The following is an 18,375-nucleotide window of genomic DNA, read 5'->3' on the forward strand; positions in this document are numbered from 1 at the left end:
TCGACTCATGGATCGCCGCATCTTCGGTCTCGAGAACGAGTACGGCGTCACGTGCACGTTCCGCGGGCAGCGGCGCCTGTCGCCCGACGAGGTCGCCCGCTACCTGTTCCGGCGGGTCGTCACGTGGGGCCGCAGCAGCAACGTCTTCCTGTCCAACGGTGCGCGGCTGTACCTCGACGTCGGCAGCCATCCCGAGTACGCCACGCCCGAGTGCGACAGCATCACCGACCTCGTCACGCACGACAAGGCCGGCGAGCGGGTGCTCGAAGGGCTGCTGGTCGACGCCGAGAAGCGGCTGGCCGAAGAGGGCATCGCCGGCGACGTCTACCTGTTCAAGAACAACACCGACTCCGCCGGCAACTCCTACGGCTGCCACGAGAACTACCTGGTCGGACGGCACGGCGAGTTCTCCCGGCTGGCCGACATCCTCATCCCGTTCCTGGTCACCCGGCAGATCATCTGCGGCGCCGGCAAGGTGCTGCAGACGCCGCGGGGCGCGGTGTTCGCGGTCAGCCAGCGGGCCGAGCACATCTGGGAGGGCGTGTCGAGCGCCACCACCCGCAGCCGGCCCATCATCAACACCCGCGACGAGCCGCACGCCGACGCCGAGCGGTACCGCCGGCTGCACGTCATCGTCGGCGACTCCAACATGAACGAGTGCACCACGCTGCTGAAGGTCGGCGCCACCGACCTCGTGCTGCGCATGATCGAGGCCGGCGTGGGGCTGCGCGACATGACGCTGGAGAACCCCATCCGGGCCATCCGCGAGATCAGCCACGACCTCACCGGACGCCGCAAGGTCCGGCTGGCCGGCGGCCGCGAGGCGTCCGCGCTGGAGATCCAGGAAGAGTACTTCACCAAGGCCCGCGACTTCGTCGAGCGTCGTGAGCTGGCCACCCCGGCCGTGCAGCGGGTGCTGGAGCTGTGGGAGCGCACCATCAAGGCCATCGACTCCGCCGACCTCGCGTTGGTCGAGGGCGAGATCGACTGGGTCACGAAGTACCGGCTGATCGAGCGCTACCGCGCCAAGCACAACATGACGCTGACGCACCCGCGGGTGGCCCAGCTCGACCTCGCCTACCACGACATCCACCGCGGCCGCGGCCTGTACTACCTGCTGGAGAAGCGCGGCCAGGTGCAGCGGGTGGCCCGCGACGTCGAGATCTTCGAGGCCAAGTCGGTGCCGCCGCAGACCACCCGGGCCAAACTGCGCGGCGAGTTCATCAAGCGGGCGCAGGAGCGCCGCCGCGACTTCACCGTCGACTGGGTGCATCTGAAGCTCAACGACCAGGCCCAACGTACGGTGTTGTGCAAGGACCCGTTCCGGTCCGTCGACGAGCGGGTCGCCCGCCTCATCGAGGGAATGTGAGCGTAAGCTGCCTGCCGCAGCCCGTTCAGGTAGTTCTCAGGTGCAGCGCTTAGGGTTGCTGTTTGGTCGGAACACCAACAGCCCGCGATTGAGATGAAGGACTAGTTCACCGTGCGCAGACGACATGCTCTGGCCGCTCTGATCGTGTCATCCGCCCTCGCGCTCTCCGCCTGCGGGAGCGACGACGGCGGTGACGGCGACTCCACGGCCACGACCGACCTGGGCGTCGAGGTCACCGGCGCGCAGGGCGAGAAGCCGACGCTCACCATCCCCGACGAGGACCCGCCCGAGGACCTGCAGATCGAGGTCCTCGACGAGGGCGACGGCGACGAGGTCGGCGAGAACGACGTCGTCGTGGCCAACTACCTCGGCCAGACGTGGGCGCCGCGCCCGCCTGCGTCCGAGATGCCGCCGGCGGAGGAGCCGCCCGCCGAGGACCCCGCGGCCACCGAGCCGCCCGCCGAGGGCGACGTCGGCGGCGCCGCCACGCCCGAGGACGGCGCCAGCGCCGACCCCTCCGACGACGCGGCCTCCGGCGACGCCGAGCCGTACGTCTTCGACAACTCCTACGACCGCGGCAGCGCGGCCAGCTTCTCGCTGAACCAGGTCATCCCGGGGTGGAAGGACGGTCTGGCCGGCCAGACCGTGGGCTCGCGCGTGCTGCTGTCGATCCCGCCCGACCAGGGCTACGGCGGCCAGGAGGGCCACGACCTGCAGAACGACACCCTGGTGTTCGTGGTCGAGATCGTCGACTCCATCGACCCGGCGGCGCAGGCCTCCGGTGAGCCCGTCGCCGACCTGCCCGCGGGCCTGCCGGCCGTCGCCGACGGCGCCGACGGCGCCGCGCCGACCATCGACTTCGCCGGCGCCACGCCGCCGGAGGCGTCCGACTCCACGCTGGTCGTCGCCGGCGACGGCGAGCCCGTGGGCGCGAACCTGGTGGTCAACATGGTCCAGGCGTCCTACCCCGACGGCGCCGACGTCATCACGACGTGGGACGAGGGCCAGGCGCCGCTGACGCTGGCCGCCGAGCAGCTGGCCGGCATCCCCGGCCTCGCCGAGGCGCTGACCGGCGCGAACATCGGCAGCCGGGTGGTCAGCCGCATCTCCGCCACGGACAACGCCGCCCAGGACGGCACCGCGGGCACGCCGCTGGTGCTGGTCATCGACGTCATCGGGAGCTACTGATGGGACTCGACCGGCCCGAGATCGACTTCGTCGGCGGCGACGCCCCGGCCGACCTCCAGATCAGCGACCTCACTGTCGGAGACGGCGCCGAGGCCGCGCCCGGCGCGACCGTCCTCGTCCACTACGTGGGCGTGGAGTTCGAGACCGGCGAGGAGTTCGACGCCTCGTGGAACCGCGGCGCGCCGATCGAGTTCCCGCTGCGCGGCCTGATCAAGGGCTGGCAGGACGGCATCCCGGGCATGCGCGTGGGCGGCCGCCGTCAGCTGGTCGTCCCGCCCGACCAGGCCTACGGCCCGGCCGGCGGCGGTCACCGGCTGTCCGGCAAGACGCTGGTCTTCGTCATCGACCTGCTCGACGTCAAGTAGCGACAGCACCGCGGACTCCCGTCACCCGGCCGGGTGACGGGAGTCCGCGCGTGTCAGCCGTCGTGCTCGAGCAGGGCCCCGGCGTGCTTGCCGGCGGCGGCCGCGGCGAGGAAGTAGGCGGTGTCCTCGTCGAGGCCGCGGCCCATCGTGGACAACCCGACGGGCGCGGCCGCCAGGGCCTCCTCCAGCCCGTCGACGGGCACGGAGACGAGGTTGTGCCGGTTGCCCAGCCGGGCCGCCTGGGTGCGCACCTTCTCGCCGAACTCGCCGGGCAGATCCGGGACGACGATGTCGGCGGGCGCGAGCGCGACCTTGCCGTACGCCGTCAGGCTGTGGTGCGACACGCCGTGGTGCCGGGCCCGTGGGTCGGCCGAGCTGACCCGCAGCGACCCCACCGGCCGCCCGCCCAGCACCACCGTCGCGTTGACCGCCTCGCCGCAGGCGACGCCGGAGAAGCCCCAGCGGGTGCCGGTGCCCAGATTGCCCGGTCCCTGCGTCACGACGGCGATGTCGGCCTCCAGGACGTGCTTGGCGGCCAGCAGCGCGGTGTGCAGCGTCACGGCCTCCAGATCGCCGCCGAAGGCCTGTCCGGCCGTGATCGTGCCGGCCAGCCAGCCGGCCTCGCGCAGCGCCGCCGCCGTCTTGCTGAACCACAGCGGCAGCGCGCCGCCGTCGGTCATGACGTACGCCACGCGGATGTCGGCGGGGAACCGCGCGGACGTCGTCAGGCCGGCCAGGATCGCCGGCAGCGCCGAGTGCAGGTCGGCCGTGACGACCGGCAGCCCCTCGAGGTCGTCGGCCTCGCGCAGCACCTCGTGCCACTCGGAGTCCTGCTCGTCGACGCCCAGCACGGTGGCCTGCAGTGGTGTGTACCGGGCCTTGACCAGATGCCCGGGCCCCGGCTCGGGGTCGGGCGGCAGTTGGTTCGGTACGGCGACGACGAGCGCGTAGCCGCCGGTGCCCAGGCCCATGGCCTGCGCCGTGGTGTTGAGCACGACGATCTCGCCCGGCCGCGGCCGGCCGACCAGGTGGTCGTAGGCCAGGGCGCGCACCTGCTCGCCGCCGACCTCGACACGCAGTTGCGTGGCACCGGGCCAGGAGGCGTCTACTGTTTTGACAACACCGTTTCGCCAGCGAATCACGCGTTGAGACTAGCTATTGGCTAGTCTCGCGCTGGCAAGGGATTGGGGGTAGGCGTGTCGCAGGCGGCCAAGAGCGAGCGGCTGATGAACCTCGTCATCTGTTTGCTCGTCGCGCGCGGGTACGTGCCGAAGAGCCGGATTCGCGAGGTCGTCGGGGGGTACGGCGATCAGAACGACGACGCTTTCGAACGCATGTTCGAGCGCGACAAGGAGGAGCTGCGCGAGGTCGGCATCCCGATCGAGACCGGCTCGTTCGACCCCATGGGCGACGAAGAGGCCGGCTACCGCATCCTGCGGGACGAGTTCGAGCTGCCGGAGATCCGCCTCGAGCCCGACGAAGCCGCGGTCGTCGGCCTGGCCGCCCGGGTCTGGCAGCACACGTACCTCGCCGAGGCGTCCAGCACGGCTGTGCTGAAGCTCCAGGCGGTCGGTGTCGAGGCCGACACCCGGTCGCTGGGCGCCGTCGAGCCGCGGGTCGGGGGAGAGGAGCCGGCGTTCTGGCCACTCTGGGAGGCCGTGCGCGATCGCCGTCCGGTCGCCTTCCACCACCGCAAGAGCTCGACGTCCGAGCCGCTGCTGCGGCACCTGCAGCCGTGGAGCGTGCTGTCCTGGCACGGCCGCTGGTACGTCGTCGGCTTCGACACCGTCCGCGAGGCGGCCCGCATGTTCCGCATGTCGCGCATCGTCGGCGACGTGCGCACCGACGGCCCGGCCGGCGGCTACGAGGTCCCGGCGCCCGAGACCGTCCGCGAGGCGGCCGCCAGCCTCGCCCCGCCCGAGCGCTCGCCCGTCCTGCACGCCACGGTCCGCGTCCGGCACGGCAGCGGGCACGGACTGCGCCGGCGCGCTACGTTCGTGGCGACCGACGCGACCACCGGATGGGACGAGGTGACGGTGCCCTACACGAGCAACCAGGCGCTGGCCGAAGAGCTGGTCAGCCACGGCGCCGACGTCGTCGCGCTGACGCCGGTGGAACTGCGCGACGCCGTCGTCGAGCGGCTGCGCGCCATCCTGGCGGTGCCGGCGTGACACCGGCGAAGAAGACGCCGGCGAAGCGGACCACCCGCAAGCGGACGCCCGCCAAGAGCGCTGCGCCCACCCGCCGCGCCGACAGCGCGCAGGCGCAGGTCACGCGGCTGCTGTCGATGCTGCCATACCTGCGCTCGCACCCCAGCGCGAAGGTCTCCGAGGTGGCCGCGCTGTTCGGGGTGAGCGAGCGGCAGGTCATCCGCGACCTCCAGGTGCTCTGGTTCTCCGGCCTGCCCGGCCTGCAGATGGGCGACTACATCGAGGTCGACATGGAGGCGGTCGAGGGCGAGGGCATCATCAGCGTCTCGAACGCCGACTACCTCGCCCGGCCGCTGCGGCTGCGCACCGACGAGGCGGTCGCGCTGATCGTCGCGCTGCGCACGCTGGCGTCGGTGCCCGGCTCGTTCGAGCGCGGCGCCGTCGAGCGGGCCATCACGAAGCTCGAGAACGCCGCCGGCGAGGCCGCCCAGCAGGCCGCGTCCGTGCAGGTGCAGGTCGACGGCGACGCCGTCGCCGACGTCGCCGCCACCGTGCGCGGAGCGCTCGACGCCAAGAACCGCCTGCACCTGTCCTACTGGGTGCCCGCCCGCGACGAGGCCACCGAGCGCGACGTCGACCCCATGCGGCTGGTCGTGGTCGACGGCCGGCTCTATCTCGAGGGCTGGTGCCACCGTGCCGAGTCGGTGCGGCTGTTCCGGCTCGACCGCGTCCTCGACGTCAAGGAGCTCGACGTCGCGGCCGAGGTCCCCAGCGAGGCGCGCCCCCGCGACCTCGACGGCGGCCTGTTCCAGCCGTCGCCCGATGACGAGTTGGTGACGTTCGAGCTGACGCCGGCCGGCCGGTGGGTGGCCGACTACTACCCGTACGAGTCCGCCGAGGAGCTGCCCGGCGACGCGCTGCGGCTGCGGCTGCGCGCCCGCGACCGCGCCTGGGTGCGACGGCTGGCGCTGCGGCTGGGCAGCACCGGCCGGGTCGTCGCGCCGGCCGACCTGTCCGCCGAGGTCACCGCGGCCGCCCGCGACGCGCTGGCCGGGTACGGCGGGTAGGGTCGGGGCATGTCCGCACTCGCCGCTTGGCTGTTCGTCGCGCTGGCCGTCGCGCTGGTGCTGGCCATCGTGCTCGTCGTACGGGCCGGTTGGGTGCTCCTGCGCAAGCTCGGCACGCTCGGCCGCGAGATGAACGCTCTGCAAGACGACCTTGACGAAACCGTAGGATCGAGGTTGAAGTAGTCCCCGGCACGCGTCCGGCATGCCAGGCCCGTCCGGTATGGCGGGTACCATCGACGGGACGTCCCCATCAGGAAGAGGTCGACCATGGGTAGCATCGGCACCTGGCAACTGGTCATCGTCTTGGCCATCGTGCTGCTCCTCTTCGGGGCCAAGCGGCTGCCGCAGGCGGCGCGCGGGCTCGGGCAGTCGCTGAAGATCTTCAAGTCCGAGACCGAGGGCCTGATCAACAAGGACGACAAGGACGTCACCGGCGAGGGCGCCCCGCAGGCGCAGCAGCCGGCGCCGCGCGCCGTCGAGCAGCAGGCCGCCCCGCAGCAGCCGGCCCAGCAGCAGGCCGACGAGCCGCGCCGCGACGCCTGACCCGCGTCGCTGATCCGACGTGGCGACCGTGATCGGCCGTCGGGGTAAGGGCTCCAAGCCGGAGCGCGACCCCGAGGGCCGCATGACCCTCACCGAACACCTGCGCGAGCTGCGCAACCGCCTCATGTGGTCCGCGCTCGCGGTGGTGGCGTTCGGCATCCTCGGGTTCGTCTTCCGCGAGCGCATCTTCGACTTCCTCGTCGATCCGTTCATCGACGCGGCACGCGAGACCGGCCGGAAGGCCGACCTCAACTTCCGCGAGATGCTCGACCCTCTGACGGTGCCGCTGCGCATCGCCATGCTCACCGGCATCGTGTTCGGCGCGCCGGTCTGGATCTACCAGCTGTGGGCGTTCATCACCCCGGCGCTGTACCGCAACGAGAAGAAGTGGGCGCTGGCCGTCGTCGGCGCGGCGGTGCCGATGTTCGGCCTCGGCGTCGTGCTGGCGATGTGGCTGATGCCGCGCGCGATGATCTTCATGCAGAACTTCGCGCCGGGCGACACCTCGATGCTGGTCGACTTCAACAGCTACCTGAGCTTCGCAATCCGGCTCGTGCTGGTCTTCGGCATCGGCTTCCTGCTGCCCATCTTCGTGGTGCTGCTCAACGCCGTCGGCGTGCTGCGGCACGAGACGCTCGGCACCGCCCGTCGCTGGGTCATCGTCGGCATCTTCGCCTTCGGCGCCGTCGCGACACCCACCGGCGACCCGCTGTCGCTGATGGTGCTGGCCGTCCCGATGTGGCTGCTGTTCGAGGTCGCGGTGCTGGTCTGCCGCGTCATGGACAAGCGTCGCGACCGTCAGCCCGCGAACGCGCTGGCCGACGACGAGGCCACGCCTGACGACGTCCTGGACCAACTGGGCCGCATCGACGACGATGACGACCGCCGCCGATGAGCTCGCCCTCCTGATCAACCCGTCGGCCGGCCGTGGGCGTGGCGCCCGGGCCGGCCGGCGTGCGGCGCACCGGCTGGCCGAGGCCGGGCTGACGGTGCGCACGCTGGCCGGGCGCGACGTGCGTGAGGCGGCCGACCTCGCCCGCGAGAGCGTCGAGGACGGCGTCCGCGCGCTGGTCGTGGTGGGCGGCGACGGCATGGTGCACCTCGGCCTGCAGGCCGTCGCCGGCTCCGGCACCCCGTTCGGCGTGATTCCGGCCGGCACCGGCAACGACTTCGCGCGGGCGCTCGGGCTGCCGCTGCGCGACCCCGACGCCGCCGCCGGCATCGTCGCCGTCGGTGCGCTGCGCGAGGTCGACCTCGGCCGCACCGACGGCCAGTGGTTCGCCGGCGTCGTCGCGGCCGGCTTCGACGCGAAGGTGAACGACCGCGTCAACCGCATGCGCTGGCCGAAGGGGCCGCGCCGCTACGACCTCGCCACCTTCGCCGAACTGGGCGTCTTCGCGCCCATCCCGTACCACCTGGAGCTCGACGGCGAGGTGCTCGACCTCGACGCCATGCTGATCGCCGTCGGCAACATCGCGTCCTACGGCGGCGGCCTGCGCATCACCCCCGGCGCGGAGCTCGACGACGGCCTGTTCGACGTCGTCGTGGTGGCGCCGGTGAGCCGGGCGACGCTGGTCAGGGCGTTCCGCCGGGTCAAGCGCGGCACCCACACGGTGTACCCGTTCGTCACCGTGCACCGAGCCCGGCGGGTCAAGCTCGACGCGCCCGGCATCACCGCCTACGTCGACGGCGAACGGCTCGGCCCGCTGCCCCGGACGTTCGACGTCGTCCCGCGCGCCCAGCAGGTGTACGCCCCGGCGGCCGGGTTACCGTAGCCCCATGAGTTCGCCGGCGGAACGCTACGCGGCAGCATATGAGCGGCAACGCGATCCGTCCCCGCAGTTACGGGCCTTCCAGGCCGGGTACGGGTTCGAGCTCGACGACTTCCAGCTGCGTGCCTGCCGCAGCGTCGAGGCCGGCCGCGGGGTGCTGGTGGCGGCGCCGACCGGCGCCGGCAAGACGCTGGTCGGCGAGTTCGCCGTGCACCTGGCCCTCGAGGAGGGCCGCAAGTGCTTCTACACCACGCCGATCAAGGCGCTGTCGAACCAGAAATACCACGAACTTGGAGAGCGCCACGGCGAGGACAAGGTCGGCCTGCTGACCGGCGACAACACCGTCAACGGTGAGGCGCCCGTGGTCGTCATGACCACCGAGGTGCTGCGGAACATGCTCTACGCCGGCTCGGCGACGCTGAACGGGCTGAGCTACGTCGTCATGGACGAGGTGCACTACCTCGCCGACCGCTTCCGCGGAGCGGTCTGGGAAGAGGTGATCATCAACCTGCCCGAGTCGGTGAGCGTCATCTCGCTGTCGGCGACCGTCTCCAATGCCGAGGAGTTCGGCGACTGGCTGACCACCGTCCGCGGCGACACCGACGTCGTCGTCGAGGAGAAGCGGCCGGTGCCGCTGTGGCAGCACGTCATGGTCGGGTCGCGGCTGTACGACCTGTTCGGGCAGGGCGAGGCCGACGGCGAGGGCCGCCGGGTGGTCAGTCCGGAGCTGGTCCGGGCCGGCCGCGACGACTTCCGCGGCTCCCGGCCCGGCGGGCGTGCGGGCCGCGGCGGGCGACCGCCACGCCGTCCGCGCGGCACGTACACGCCGGGCCGGGTCGAGGTGCTCGAGAAGCTCGACGCCGCCGGGCTGCTGCCGGCCATCGTGTTCGTGTTCAGCCGGGCCGGCTGCGAGGCGGCCGTGCAGCAGTGCCTGAGCGCCGGTGTGCGGCTGACCTCGCCGGACGAGCGGGTCGAGATCAGGGAGCTGATCGAGGAGCGCACCTCCGGCATCCCCGAGGGCGACCTCCACGTCCTCGGCTACCACGAGTGGGCCGAGGGCCTGGAACGCGGCATCGCGGCGCACCACGCGGGCATGCTGCCGACGTTCAAGGAGGTGGTCGAGGAGCTGTTCGTCCGCGGGCTGATCCGCGCCGTCTTCGCCACCGAGACGCTCGCGCTGGGCATCAACATGCCGGCCCGCACCGTCGTGCTGGAGCGGCTGGTCAAGTGGAACGGCGAGACCCACGCCGACGTCACGCCGGGGGAGTACACCCAGCTCACCGGCCGGGCCGGGCGGCGCGGCATCGACATCGAGGGGCACGCTGTCGTGCTGTGGCAGCCCGGGTTCGACCCCACGGCGGTCGCCGGGCTGGCCTCGACGCGGACGTTCCCGCTGCGCTCGTCCTTCCGGCCGTCCTACAACATGGCCATCAACCTGGTCGGATCGGTCGGACGCACGCCCGCGCGGGAGATCCTGGAGTCGTCGTTCGCGCAGTTCCAGGCCGACCGCGCCGTCGTCGGGCTGGCCCGCCAGCTGCGCCGCGCCGAGGAGGCGCTCGAGGGCTATCACGAGGCCATGACCTGCGACAAGGGCGACTTCCAGGAGTACGCCCAGCTGCGGCAGGCGATCAAGGACCGCGAGACCCAGCTGGCCCGCGAGGGCACCGCGCAGCGCCGGGCGGCGTCCGCGGCGGCGCTGGAGAAGCTGCGCCCGGGCGACGTCATCCGGGTCCCGACCGGCAAGTTCGCCGGCCTCGCCGTCGTCCTCGACCCCGGCATGCCCGAACGCGGCCCGCACGGCGGCGACGGCCCGCGCCCGACCGTCCTCACCGAGGGCCGGCAGGTGCGCCGGCTGTCGCTGATCGACTTCCCGAGCGCGGTCGAGCCGCTGGCGAAGCTGCGCATCCCGCGCTCGTTCAACCCGCGGGTGCCGGCGTCGCGGCGCGACCTCGCCGCGTCGCTGCGGGCCAAGGCGCCCGACGACGGTGGCCGGCAGCACCACGGGCGGCGCCGCAGCCGGTCCGCGGCGGCCGACGACGAGGAACTGGCCCGGCTGCGGCGGCAGCTGCGCGACCACCCGTGCCACCGCTGCCCGGACCGCGACGAGCACGCCCGCTGGGCCGAGCGCTGGCTGCGCCTGCGCCGCGAGGCCGACCAGCTGCAGCGCCGGGTCGAGTCCCGCACCAACACCGTCGCCCGCCAGTTCGACCGCGTCTGCCGCGTCCTGGAGGACCTCGACTACCTGTCCGGCGACGAGGTGACGCCGTCGGGGCGGCGGCTGGCCCGGCTCTACGGCGAGCTGGACCTGCTGGCCGCCGAGTGCATCCGGCGCGACGTGTGGGCCGGCCTGGACCCGGCCGAGCTGGCCGCCGCCGTCGCCGCGCTGACCTACGAGTCGCGCCAGCCCGACGACGCCGTCCCGCCGCGGCTGCCACCGGGGCGCGTCCGCGACGTGCTGGCCGAGATGGTGCGGCTGTGGGGCGACCTCGACCACGTCGAGTCCACCCACCGGCTGGACTTCCTGCGCGAGCCCGACCTCGGCTTCACCCACGCCGCCTGGCGGTGGGCCAGCGGCCATCCCCTGGACTCGGTGCTGCGCGACGCCGAGCTGGCCGCCGGCGACTTCGTCCGGGCCGTCCGTCAGCTGCTCGACCTCCTCGACCAGGTCGCCGACGCCGCGTCGGGCACCCCGCTGCGCGAGACCGCGCGGCTGGCGGCGGGTGCGCTGCGGCGCGGCGTGGTGGCGTATGCGACGCTGACGGCCTGACTGGGAGGTCCGATGCGGCTGCTGGTGCTGGGCGGGTCCGGGTTCGTCGGCCGCGCCGTCGTCCTCGACGCGGTGGGGCGCGGCTGGGAGGTGACGACGTTCAACCGCGGCCGGCGCGGCGGGTCCGTCGCCGGGGCCGAGGTGCTGCACGGCGACCGCCTGACGCCGTCCTCGCTGGACGTGCTGCGCGGGCGCGAGTGGGACGCCGTCGTCGACACCTGGTCGGGCGCGCCGCGCGCCGTTCGCGACAGCGCGGCGCTGCTGTCGGGGCAGGTGGGGACGTACGCGTACGTGTCCAGCCGGTCGGTGTACGCGCCGCCGGTGCCGCCCGGCGCCGACGAGTCCGCGCCGGTGCTGGCATCGTCGCCGTCCGCCGAGGACGGCGAGTACGGCGAGCAGAAGGCCGGCGGCGAGCTGGCCGCGCTGGGCGCGTTCGGCGAACGCGCCCTGATCGCCCGCGCCGGGCTGATCCTCGGCCCGTACGAGGACGTCGGCCGGCTGCCGTGGTGGCTGACCCGGGCCGCGCGCGGCGGGCCGATGCTGGCGCCCGGGCCGCGGGAGCTGCCCATTCAGTACATCGACGGCCGCGACCTCGCCGCCTGGCTGCTGTCGTCGGCCGCCGCCGGCACCGGTGGCGTGTTCAACGCCGTCAGCCGGCCCGGCCACGCGACCATGGGGTCGCTGCTGGACGCCGTCGTGGCCGCCACGGGCGGGTTGGCGACGCTGCGCTGGGTCGACCCCGGGCCGATTCTCGCCGCCGGCGTGCAGCCGTGGACCGACCTGCCGGTCTGGATCCCGCCGGGGCACGAGTACGAGAGCTTCGGCCTGCACTCCGCCGACGTCTCCCGGGCGCTGGCGGCGGGGCTGGCGCCACGGCCGGTCGAGGAGACCGTCGCCGACACGTGGGCCTGGCTGGAGTCGATCGGCGGCACCGCGCCGCAGCGGTCCGACCGGCCGGCGGTCGGCCTCGACCCGGAGGTCGAGGCCGCCCTGCTGGCGTCGTCCTAGCTCACCACTCGGTGACCAGCGGCGGGCCCGGCTGGTGCCGCCGCCAGGCGTCGGCGAGGCGGGTGAGGCGGCCGGGCGCGGCGACCCCGCAGACGGCGGCGATGCGGCCGCCGGTGAGGTCGAACGTCACCGCGCCGACGACCTGGTCGCCGAGCACGAAGAGGATGGCGGGGGAGGCGTTGACGAGCGCGTAGTGGACGGCGGGCGTGCCCCCGGCGAACCGCCGCTTCGCCGGCGTGGGCGCGAAGCCGGCCCGGGCGATGGCGGCGATGCGTTGCGGGGTGTCGTAGCGCAGCAGCGTCGCGGTCAGGCCGGCGCCGTCGGAGACCGCGGTCGCGTCGTCGGTGAGCAGCGCCACCAGGGGTTCGGTGCGGCCCGAGGCGGCGGCGGTGAAGAACTCCTCGACGATCCTGCGGGCGGCCGCCGGGTCGACGTCAGCGCCGCGGGGCCGCGACGCGGTGACGCGGCGCCGGGCCCGGTGCAGGTGCTGCTGGCTGGCGGACTCGCTGATGTCGAGGATCTCGGCGATCTCGGCGTGGCCGTAGGAGAACGCCTCGCGCAGGAGGTAGACGGCCCGTTCGACGGGTGACAGCCGCTCCATCAGCGTCAGCACCGCCAGCGACACCGATTCGCGCTGCTCGTAGGTGCCGGCTGGGCCGAGCATCGGGTCGCCCTCCAGCAGCGGCTCGGGCAGCCACGCGCCGGCCGTGCGTTCGCGGCGGGCCTGCGCCGAGCGGAGCCGGTCGAGACACAGGTTGGTGACGACCTTGGTCAGCCACGCCTCCGGGACCTGGATGCGCTGCCGGTCGGCGGCCTGCCAGTGCAGGAACGCATCCTGGACGGTGTCCTCGGCGTCGGCGGCGGACCCCAGCATCCGGTACGCCAGCGAGGCCAGCCGGTGACGGCTGGCCTCGAACCGACCGGCGTCGAAGCGATCGGCGGCGGTGCTGTCCACGCGGACCACCCTAGGGTTGCCCCGCCGTCGTCCGGGCGGATTCGGCCGTGACGGCGGCCAGACGGCGTCGGCGCCTGGGCCGGCCGAAGGCCGACGGGTGCATGGTGCCCTGCAGCGCGCCCCATTGGACGCCGGATTTGATCCGCACGGCCTTCCGGCCGCGCACGAACCGCCGCCTGGCCTGCGCCGAACCGTCGATGAGCTGCAGTATGCCGTCGCGGCGTCCGAGGCTGATGGCGTTGTACCAGTACACCAGCTTGACGTTCGCGATCTTGCGGCCGGTCAGGCGTCCTACCATCGCCTCGATGGCCTGCCGGCCGGTGAAGCCGGCCGAACCGCAGTTCATCGGCAGCTGCCGGCCGTTCTCGCCGATGGTGTAGACGCTGTCGCCGACGGCGTAGACGTCCGGGTGCGAGACCGACCGCATGGTGCGGTCGACGACGATCTGACCGTTGTCGGTGACCTCCAGCCCGCTCGCGGCGGCGATGGGGCTGACCGCGAACCCGGCCGTCCACACCGTCGCGTCGGAGGCCAGGACGGTGCCGTCGGCGCACCGCACCCGGGTGGCCTCGACGGCGTCGACGCCGGTGTGCTCCAGCACGGTGACGCCCAGCCGGTCGCAGGCCCGGCGCAGATGCTCGCGGGCGCCGGGGGCGAGCCGGACGGCCAGCTCGCCGCGGGCGAGCAGCGACACCGACAGGCCGGGCCGGGCCTCGGCGATCTCGGTGGCGGTCTCGATGCCGGTCAGCCCGTCCCCGACGACCAGCACCCGCCCGCCGCCGCGGCCGTCGAGGCCGTCCAGGTGCTCGCGCAGGCGCAGCGCCGAGGGCCGGGTGGCGACATCGAAGGCGTGCTCGGCGACCCCGGTGACGACGTGGCCGGCGACGTGGCTGCCGAGCGCGTAGACGAGCGTGTCGTAGCCGACCTCGCCACCGCCGTCGCGGTCGGCCACCGCGACGACCCGGCGCTCGGGGTCGACGGCGGTGACCCTGGCGAGGCGCAGCCGAATCTGCGTGCCGCCGAAGACCTCGGTGAGCGGCGGGGCAGCGACCTCCCGGCCGGCCGCCAGCTGGTTCAGCCGCTGCCGCTGGACGAACTCCGCCGCCGCGTTGACCACGGTGATCTCGGTGTCCTCCGGGGACAGCCGGCGGGCCAGGTTCCCGGCCACGTAGGCCCCGGCATAGCCCGCGCCGAGGACGACGATGCGGTGCTTCATGCGATGCTCCTGTCGGTTCGTTCCGCCTTCGTGAGTTGAGCGGGACAGCGCCGCGATTCCTGACAGGTGCAGCGTGTGGCCTGCGTCACACCGTCGTGCCGCTGGTGGCGTCCTTCGGGCCGCGCAGGACGATGTAGGCGAGCAGCGCGCCCATGACGGCGAAGCCCGCCCACATGGACTGCTGCCATCCGTCCACGTAGGACTGCTGAGCGGCGTGGACGAGATCCGGCGCCTGTGTGCCCGCGGCCTCGAGAGCGTTGGCGATGCCCTCCCGCGCGGTGTCCGCGGTCTCCTGGGAGACGCCGTCCAGCTGGTCGTCCATGGCGTTGCGGTAGCCCGCCGACAGGATCGCGCCCAGCAGGGCGACGCCGAGCGCGGTGCCGAACTCGCGGGTGACGTCGTTGAGGGCCGAGGCGACGCCTTGTTTCTCCTTCGGCAGCGAGCGGGTGATGGCTTCGGTCGACGGCACCATGGCCAGGCCCAGCCCGACGCCCATGACGACGACGCCGGGCAGGATCGACAGATAACCGCCGTCGACGGAGACGAACAGCGCCATGAGTGCCAGGCTGGCGCCGGTCAGCGCGATCCCCGCGATCATGGTCGCCCGGTGGCCGGTCCGCGCGGCCAGCCTGGGCGCCAGGGCGGCGGACATCATCATCGAGACGGCCACGGGCAGCAGCGCCGCCGCGGACAGCAGTCCCGACCAGCCGGCCACGGCCTGGAGGAACGGGAAGAGCACCACGGAGACACCGCCCTGGACGGCGAAGACCACGGCCAGCGTGACCGAGCCACCGGCCAGGCCGCGATCCCGGAACAGGCGCACGTCCAGCAGCGAGGCGTTCCGGCGGCGCAGCTCCCAGGCCACGAAACCGGCCGTGGCGACGAGGCCGGCGGTGAGGGCGATCAGCGTCGCGGGCGCCGTCCAGCCGCGGTGCGGACCCTCCTGCAGGACGAAGATGAGCGCTGCCACGGCGGCGACGGACACCAGCGCGCCGGCGGTGTCGAAGGGGTGGGCGGAGCGCTCGTGCGAGTTGGGCACCGACGTCAGCGTCATGGCCATGGCCACGACCACCAGGGCGACCGGCAGGGCGAACATCCAGCGCCAGTCGGCGACGTCGACGAGCAGGGCGGAGAGGAACATGCCCAGGATGCCGCCGCCTCCGGCGACGCCGGTCCACACGCCGATCGCCTTCCCTCGCTGCTCCTCGGGGAAGGTGGAGGTGATGACGGCCAGGGTGATGGGCATGATCGTCGCGGCACCGACCCCGCTGACCACGCGCGCGGCGATCATCACCTCGGCGGTCGGGGCCAGCCCCGCCACGATGCTCGCGACGCCGAAGACGGCCAGCCCGGCGATCAGCATGGGCTTACGGCCCAGCCGGTCGCCGATCGCGCCGAGCGGCAGCAGCAGCGCGGCCAGGGCGAGGGTGTAGATGTTGACGATCCACAGGACCGTGTTCTGCGAGGTGTCGAAGTCGACGGCCAGGTGCGTCTGGGCGACGTTCAGCCCGGCCACCGAGGCGATGACGGCCATCAGCGCCATCGAGACGGCGATCAGGATCGTGCGCAGCTGACGCGCGTCCGGCGCGCCCCGGCCGGCCCCGTCAGCGGGTGCCGCCTGTGCGTAGTTCGTGCTCATGTGAGTTGAGCGGAACGACGCCCCGGTTGCTGACGGGTCCGGCCTATGGCATGGCTCACACGAGGGCTCAGACCACGGTGGGCCCGAGGTCGTGCTCGGCCTTGCCGTGCGCTTCGACGGCGAGGTCCTGCCACTGCGCCCAGGTCGCGAGCCGGTCGGCGTAGACCTTCTGCACGATCTGGTAGCCCTGAGGGCCGAAGAACACCCGCAACGGCGGGTTGTCCGAATCGACGAGCGTCAGCAGCGCCTGGGCCGCAGCGGCCGGGTCGCCGCCGGGGGACTTGTCGACGAACGCGGCGATGCGCTCGCGGGCGCCGTCGTAGATCGGGTTGCGGACGGCCTGGTCGCCGTCGGTGAGCGGGTCGGGCTTCTCACCGCCGCGCCGGGTGGCGAAGCCGCCGGGGGCGACCACCGTCACCTTGACGCCGAACTCGCCGACCTCCTGCGACAGCGAGTCGAGCAAGCCCTCGAGGGCCCACTTCGACGCGTGGTACCCGCCGCCCAGCGGCGCCGAGAACAGGCCCGCCATCGACGACAGCTGGACGATGTGCCCGCTGCCCTGCTCGCGCAGGTATGGCACCACGGCCTGCACGACCCGCACCGCGCCGAACAGGTTGGTGTCCAGCACGTCGCGCAGCTGCTGCTCGGACAGCTCCTCGACGGCACCGACCAGGGCATAGCCCGCGTTGCTGACGACGACATCGAGACGGCCGAAGTGCTCGTGCGCCCGCTGCACACTCCGGAACACGCCGGCCCGGTCGGTCACATCCATCTCGAGCGGGAGCACCGCGTCGCCATGGGTGGCGACGAGGTCGTCCAGGGTCGCGATGTTCCGGGCCGTCGCCGCCACCTGGTCGCCGCGCGACAGCGCCGCCTCGACGAACTCGCGGCCGAGGCCGCGGGACGAACCGGTGACGAACCACACCTTGCTCATGGTCACTCCGCATCTCTCCGGGGTTGGCTCTCGAATCCCCAGACGAGACGGACCGGCGCGGCTGTGACATCGCCGGCGTTCGTCAGCTCTGGCCGAAGTGGACCCGGGTGACGGTGTCGTCGGCGCCGAAGTCGACGACCAGCAGCTCGAAGTCGATCATCGTCGGCTGGGTCGAGTACTCCCAGCGGGCGGCGTCGGCCGCGCCGCCCTCGCCGAGCAGCTCGGCGGTCTCGGCCCGAGTGGCGTCGTCGAGCAGGCCGCAGTCGACGACGACGTCGGCCAGCTCACCCTTGCGGGCACCCTCGTCGTCGTCGGCGGGGTCGAGGCCGGCCCACTCGGCGGGGTCGAAGTCGCAGCTCGCCGCGTCGTCGCCGTCGTCGTCACAGCCGGCGGCGAGGACGGCGACGACCAGCGCGGCCGCGACGAGACCGGTGCGCATCGGCGGCTACGCCGGAGCCGGCCCGAACGCGTTGAGCACCCGGTTCAGCGAGGAGTCGAGGCCCCACCGGTTCGCCAGCTCGACCAGCGCCTCCGGGTCGGCCGGCGCCGACGGCAGAGTGTCGTCGTACGCGGGCAGCGGGACGTCGTGGCGCACCTTGACGACCTCGGGGGCGACGGCCAGGTAGTCGTGGGCGTCGGCGAGCTTGCGCCGCAGCGTCGGCGACAGCTCCGCCGCGGGGTCGTCGAGCGCCGCCAGCAGGCCGTCGATGGTGCCGAACCGGGTGATCAGCGTGGCGGCGGTCTTGTCGCCGACGCCGGACACGCCGGGCAGGCCATCGCTGGGGTCGCCGCGCAGCGTCGCGAAGTCGGCGTACGAGCGGCCCGGGATGCCGTACTTCGCCGCCACCACCGACTCGTCGACCACCTCGTGCCGGCCGACCCCGCGGGCGGTGTACAGGATGCGCACGCCCCGTTCGTCGTCGACCAGCTGGAACAGGTCGCGGTCGCCGGTGACGACGTCGACCGGGCCCTTGTCGCCGGACGCGAGCGTGCCGATGACGTCGTCGGCCTCGAAGCCCGGCACCCCGAAGTGCGCGATGCCCAGCGCCGTCAGCACGTCGCCGATGATCGGCAGCTGCGCCTCCAGCGCCGCGGGCACCTCCTCGATGTTGCGCGCGGCGTTGGCCAGCCGGTGCGCCTTGTACGACGGCAGCAGCGCCACCCGGAACGCCGGGCGCCAGTCGGCGTCGAGGCAGGCCACCAGCCGAGCCGGCCGGCGATCGGTGGTGAGCCGGGCGATGAAGTCGAGCAGCCCGCGCACGGCGTTGACCGGCGTGCCGTCGGGCGCCTTGATCGACTCGGGCACGCCGAAGAAGGCGCGGAAGTACAGCGAGGCGGTGTCGAGGAGCATCAGGCGGTTCTCGGTCCCGGGCATGGCCGTCAGCCTACTGAGGCGGGCGGC

Annotated in this window: 18 protein-coding genes; 11 read left to right on the forward strand and 7 right to left on the reverse strand. The window is 73.2% G+C overall.

Going from position 1 to position 18,375, the window contains the following annotated elements:
- The first annotated feature begins 7 nt into the window (after positions 1-7).
- The 3 genes from pafA to BLU82_RS12320 all read left to right on the forward strand — a co-directional run bounded on the left by pafA (position 8) and on the right by BLU82_RS12320 (position 2,922).
- Positions 8-1,369 carry a Pup--protein ligase gene (gene pafA / locus BLU82_RS12310; RefSeq protein ID WP_069113361.1) on the forward strand — a complete coding sequence of 454 codons (1,362 nt, stop codon included), beginning with the start codon at positions 8-10 and terminating at the stop codon, positions 1,367-1,369.
- 111 nt (positions 1,370-1,480) lie between these two features.
- Positions 1,481-2,557: an FKBP-type peptidyl-prolyl cis-trans isomerase gene (locus BLU82_RS35090; protein WP_231947776.1), complete on the forward strand. Its 1,077-nt coding sequence runs from the start codon at positions 1,481-1,483 to the stop codon at positions 2,555-2,557.
- Positions 2,557-2,922 carry an FKBP-type peptidyl-prolyl cis-trans isomerase gene (locus BLU82_RS12320; protein ID WP_092620346.1) on the forward strand — a complete coding sequence of 122 codons (366 nt, stop codon included), beginning with the start codon at positions 2,557-2,559 and terminating at the stop codon, positions 2,920-2,922. Before BLU82_RS35090 ends, BLU82_RS12320 begins: the two co-directional genes overlap by 1 nt.
- 53 nt (positions 2,923-2,975) lie before the next feature.
- Here BLU82_RS12320 and BLU82_RS12325 read toward each other — a convergent pair whose 3' ends face one another.
- Entirely contained in the window at positions 2,976-4,064 is a 1,089-nt protein-coding gene (locus BLU82_RS12325; RefSeq protein ID WP_092620349.1) for a DUF3866 family protein, read from the reverse strand.
- Between the two features lie 54 nt (positions 4,065-4,118).
- Here BLU82_RS12325 and BLU82_RS12330 point away from each other — a divergent pair, with 54 nt between their 5' ends.
- The 8 genes from BLU82_RS12330 to BLU82_RS12360 all read left to right on the forward strand — a co-directional run bounded on the left by BLU82_RS12330 (position 4,119) and on the right by BLU82_RS12360 (position 12,229).
- Positions 4,119-5,093 (forward strand): YafY family protein, encoded by a 975-nt coding sequence (locus tag BLU82_RS12330; RefSeq protein WP_197682903.1) that lies wholly within the window; start codon positions 4,119-4,121, stop codon positions 5,091-5,093.
- Complete coding sequence (locus BLU82_RS12335) at positions 5,090-6,139, forward strand: YafY family protein (RefSeq protein ID WP_197682904.1); 1,050 nt, start codon at positions 5,090-5,092, stop codon at positions 6,137-6,139. The genes BLU82_RS12330 and BLU82_RS12335 overlap by 4 nt, the downstream gene beginning before the upstream one ends.
- Before the next feature lie 9 nt (positions 6,140-6,148).
- A complete protein-coding gene (locus BLU82_RS34125) occupies positions 6,149-6,322 on the forward strand; it encodes a hypothetical protein (protein ID WP_157740847.1) in 174 nt (57 codons plus the stop codon).
- Positions 6,323-6,406: 84 nt separating this feature from the next.
- Positions 6,407-6,682, forward strand: coding sequence for a Sec-independent protein translocase subunit TatA (gene tatA, locus BLU82_RS12340; RefSeq protein ID WP_092620352.1), 276 nt, complete (start codon positions 6,407-6,409; stop codon positions 6,680-6,682).
- Positions 6,683-6,710: 28 nt separating this feature from the next.
- Positions 6,711-7,577: a twin-arginine translocase subunit TatC gene (gene tatC / locus BLU82_RS12345; RefSeq protein ID WP_157740849.1), complete on the forward strand. Its 867-nt coding sequence runs from the start codon at positions 6,711-6,713 to the stop codon at positions 7,575-7,577.
- Positions 7,558-8,457: a diacylglycerol kinase gene (locus BLU82_RS12350; RefSeq protein WP_092620358.1), complete on the forward strand. Its 900-nt coding sequence runs from the start codon at positions 7,558-7,560 to the stop codon at positions 8,455-8,457. The genes tatC and BLU82_RS12350 overlap by 20 nt, the downstream gene beginning before the upstream one ends.
- 4 nt (positions 8,458-8,461) lie before the next feature.
- On the forward strand, positions 8,462-11,221 hold the full coding sequence (locus BLU82_RS12355) for an RNA helicase (RefSeq protein ID WP_092620361.1): 2,760 nt from the start codon (positions 8,462-8,464) through the stop codon (positions 11,219-11,221).
- 12 nt (positions 11,222-11,233) lie between these two features.
- Positions 11,234-12,229, forward strand: a complete 996-nt coding sequence (locus BLU82_RS12360) for an NAD-dependent epimerase/dehydratase family protein (protein WP_092620364.1) — start codon at positions 11,234-11,236, stop codon at positions 12,227-12,229.
- Between the two features lies 1 nt (position 12,230).
- Here BLU82_RS12360 and BLU82_RS12365 read toward each other — a convergent pair whose 3' ends face one another.
- The 6 genes from BLU82_RS12365 to BLU82_RS12390 all read right to left on the reverse strand — a co-directional run bounded on the left by BLU82_RS12365 (position 12,231) and on the right by BLU82_RS12390 (position 18,348).
- The gene (locus tag BLU82_RS12365) at positions 12,231-13,184 is read right to left on the reverse strand and encodes a sigma-70 family RNA polymerase sigma factor (RefSeq protein WP_172885588.1); all 954 of its coding nucleotides are present in this window, start codon (positions 13,182-13,184) and stop codon (positions 12,231-12,233) included.
- 10 nt (positions 13,185-13,194) lie between these two features.
- Positions 13,195-14,400 carry an NAD(P)/FAD-dependent oxidoreductase gene (locus BLU82_RS12370; RefSeq protein WP_092620370.1) on the reverse strand — a complete coding sequence of 402 codons (1,206 nt, stop codon included), beginning with the start codon at positions 14,398-14,400 and terminating at the stop codon, positions 13,195-13,197.
- 85 nt (positions 14,401-14,485) lie between these two features.
- On the reverse strand, positions 14,486-16,039 hold the full coding sequence (locus BLU82_RS12375; RefSeq protein WP_092620373.1) for an MFS transporter: 1,554 nt from the start codon (positions 16,037-16,039) through the stop codon (positions 14,486-14,488).
- Positions 16,040-16,106: 67 nt separating this feature from the next.
- Positions 16,107-16,973 (reverse strand): SDR family NAD(P)-dependent oxidoreductase, encoded by an 867-nt coding sequence (locus BLU82_RS12380; protein ID WP_092620376.1) that lies wholly within the window; start codon positions 16,971-16,973, stop codon positions 16,107-16,109.
- A gap of 82 nt (positions 16,974-17,055) precedes the next feature.
- Positions 17,056-17,412 carry a hypothetical protein gene (locus tag BLU82_RS12385; RefSeq protein WP_092620379.1) on the reverse strand — a complete coding sequence of 119 codons (357 nt, stop codon included), beginning with the start codon at positions 17,410-17,412 and terminating at the stop codon, positions 17,056-17,058.
- 6 nt (positions 17,413-17,418) lie between these two features.
- Positions 17,419-18,348: a 5'-3' exonuclease gene (locus BLU82_RS12390; protein ID WP_231947777.1), complete on the reverse strand. Its 930-nt coding sequence runs from the start codon at positions 18,346-18,348 to the stop codon at positions 17,419-17,421.
- Positions 18,349-18,375: the final 27 nt, after the last annotated feature.

The sequence above is a fragment of the Jiangella sp. DSM 45060 genome, from assembly GCF_900105175.1.
GTDB lineage: Bacteria > Actinomycetota > Actinomycetes > Jiangellales > Jiangellaceae > Jiangella.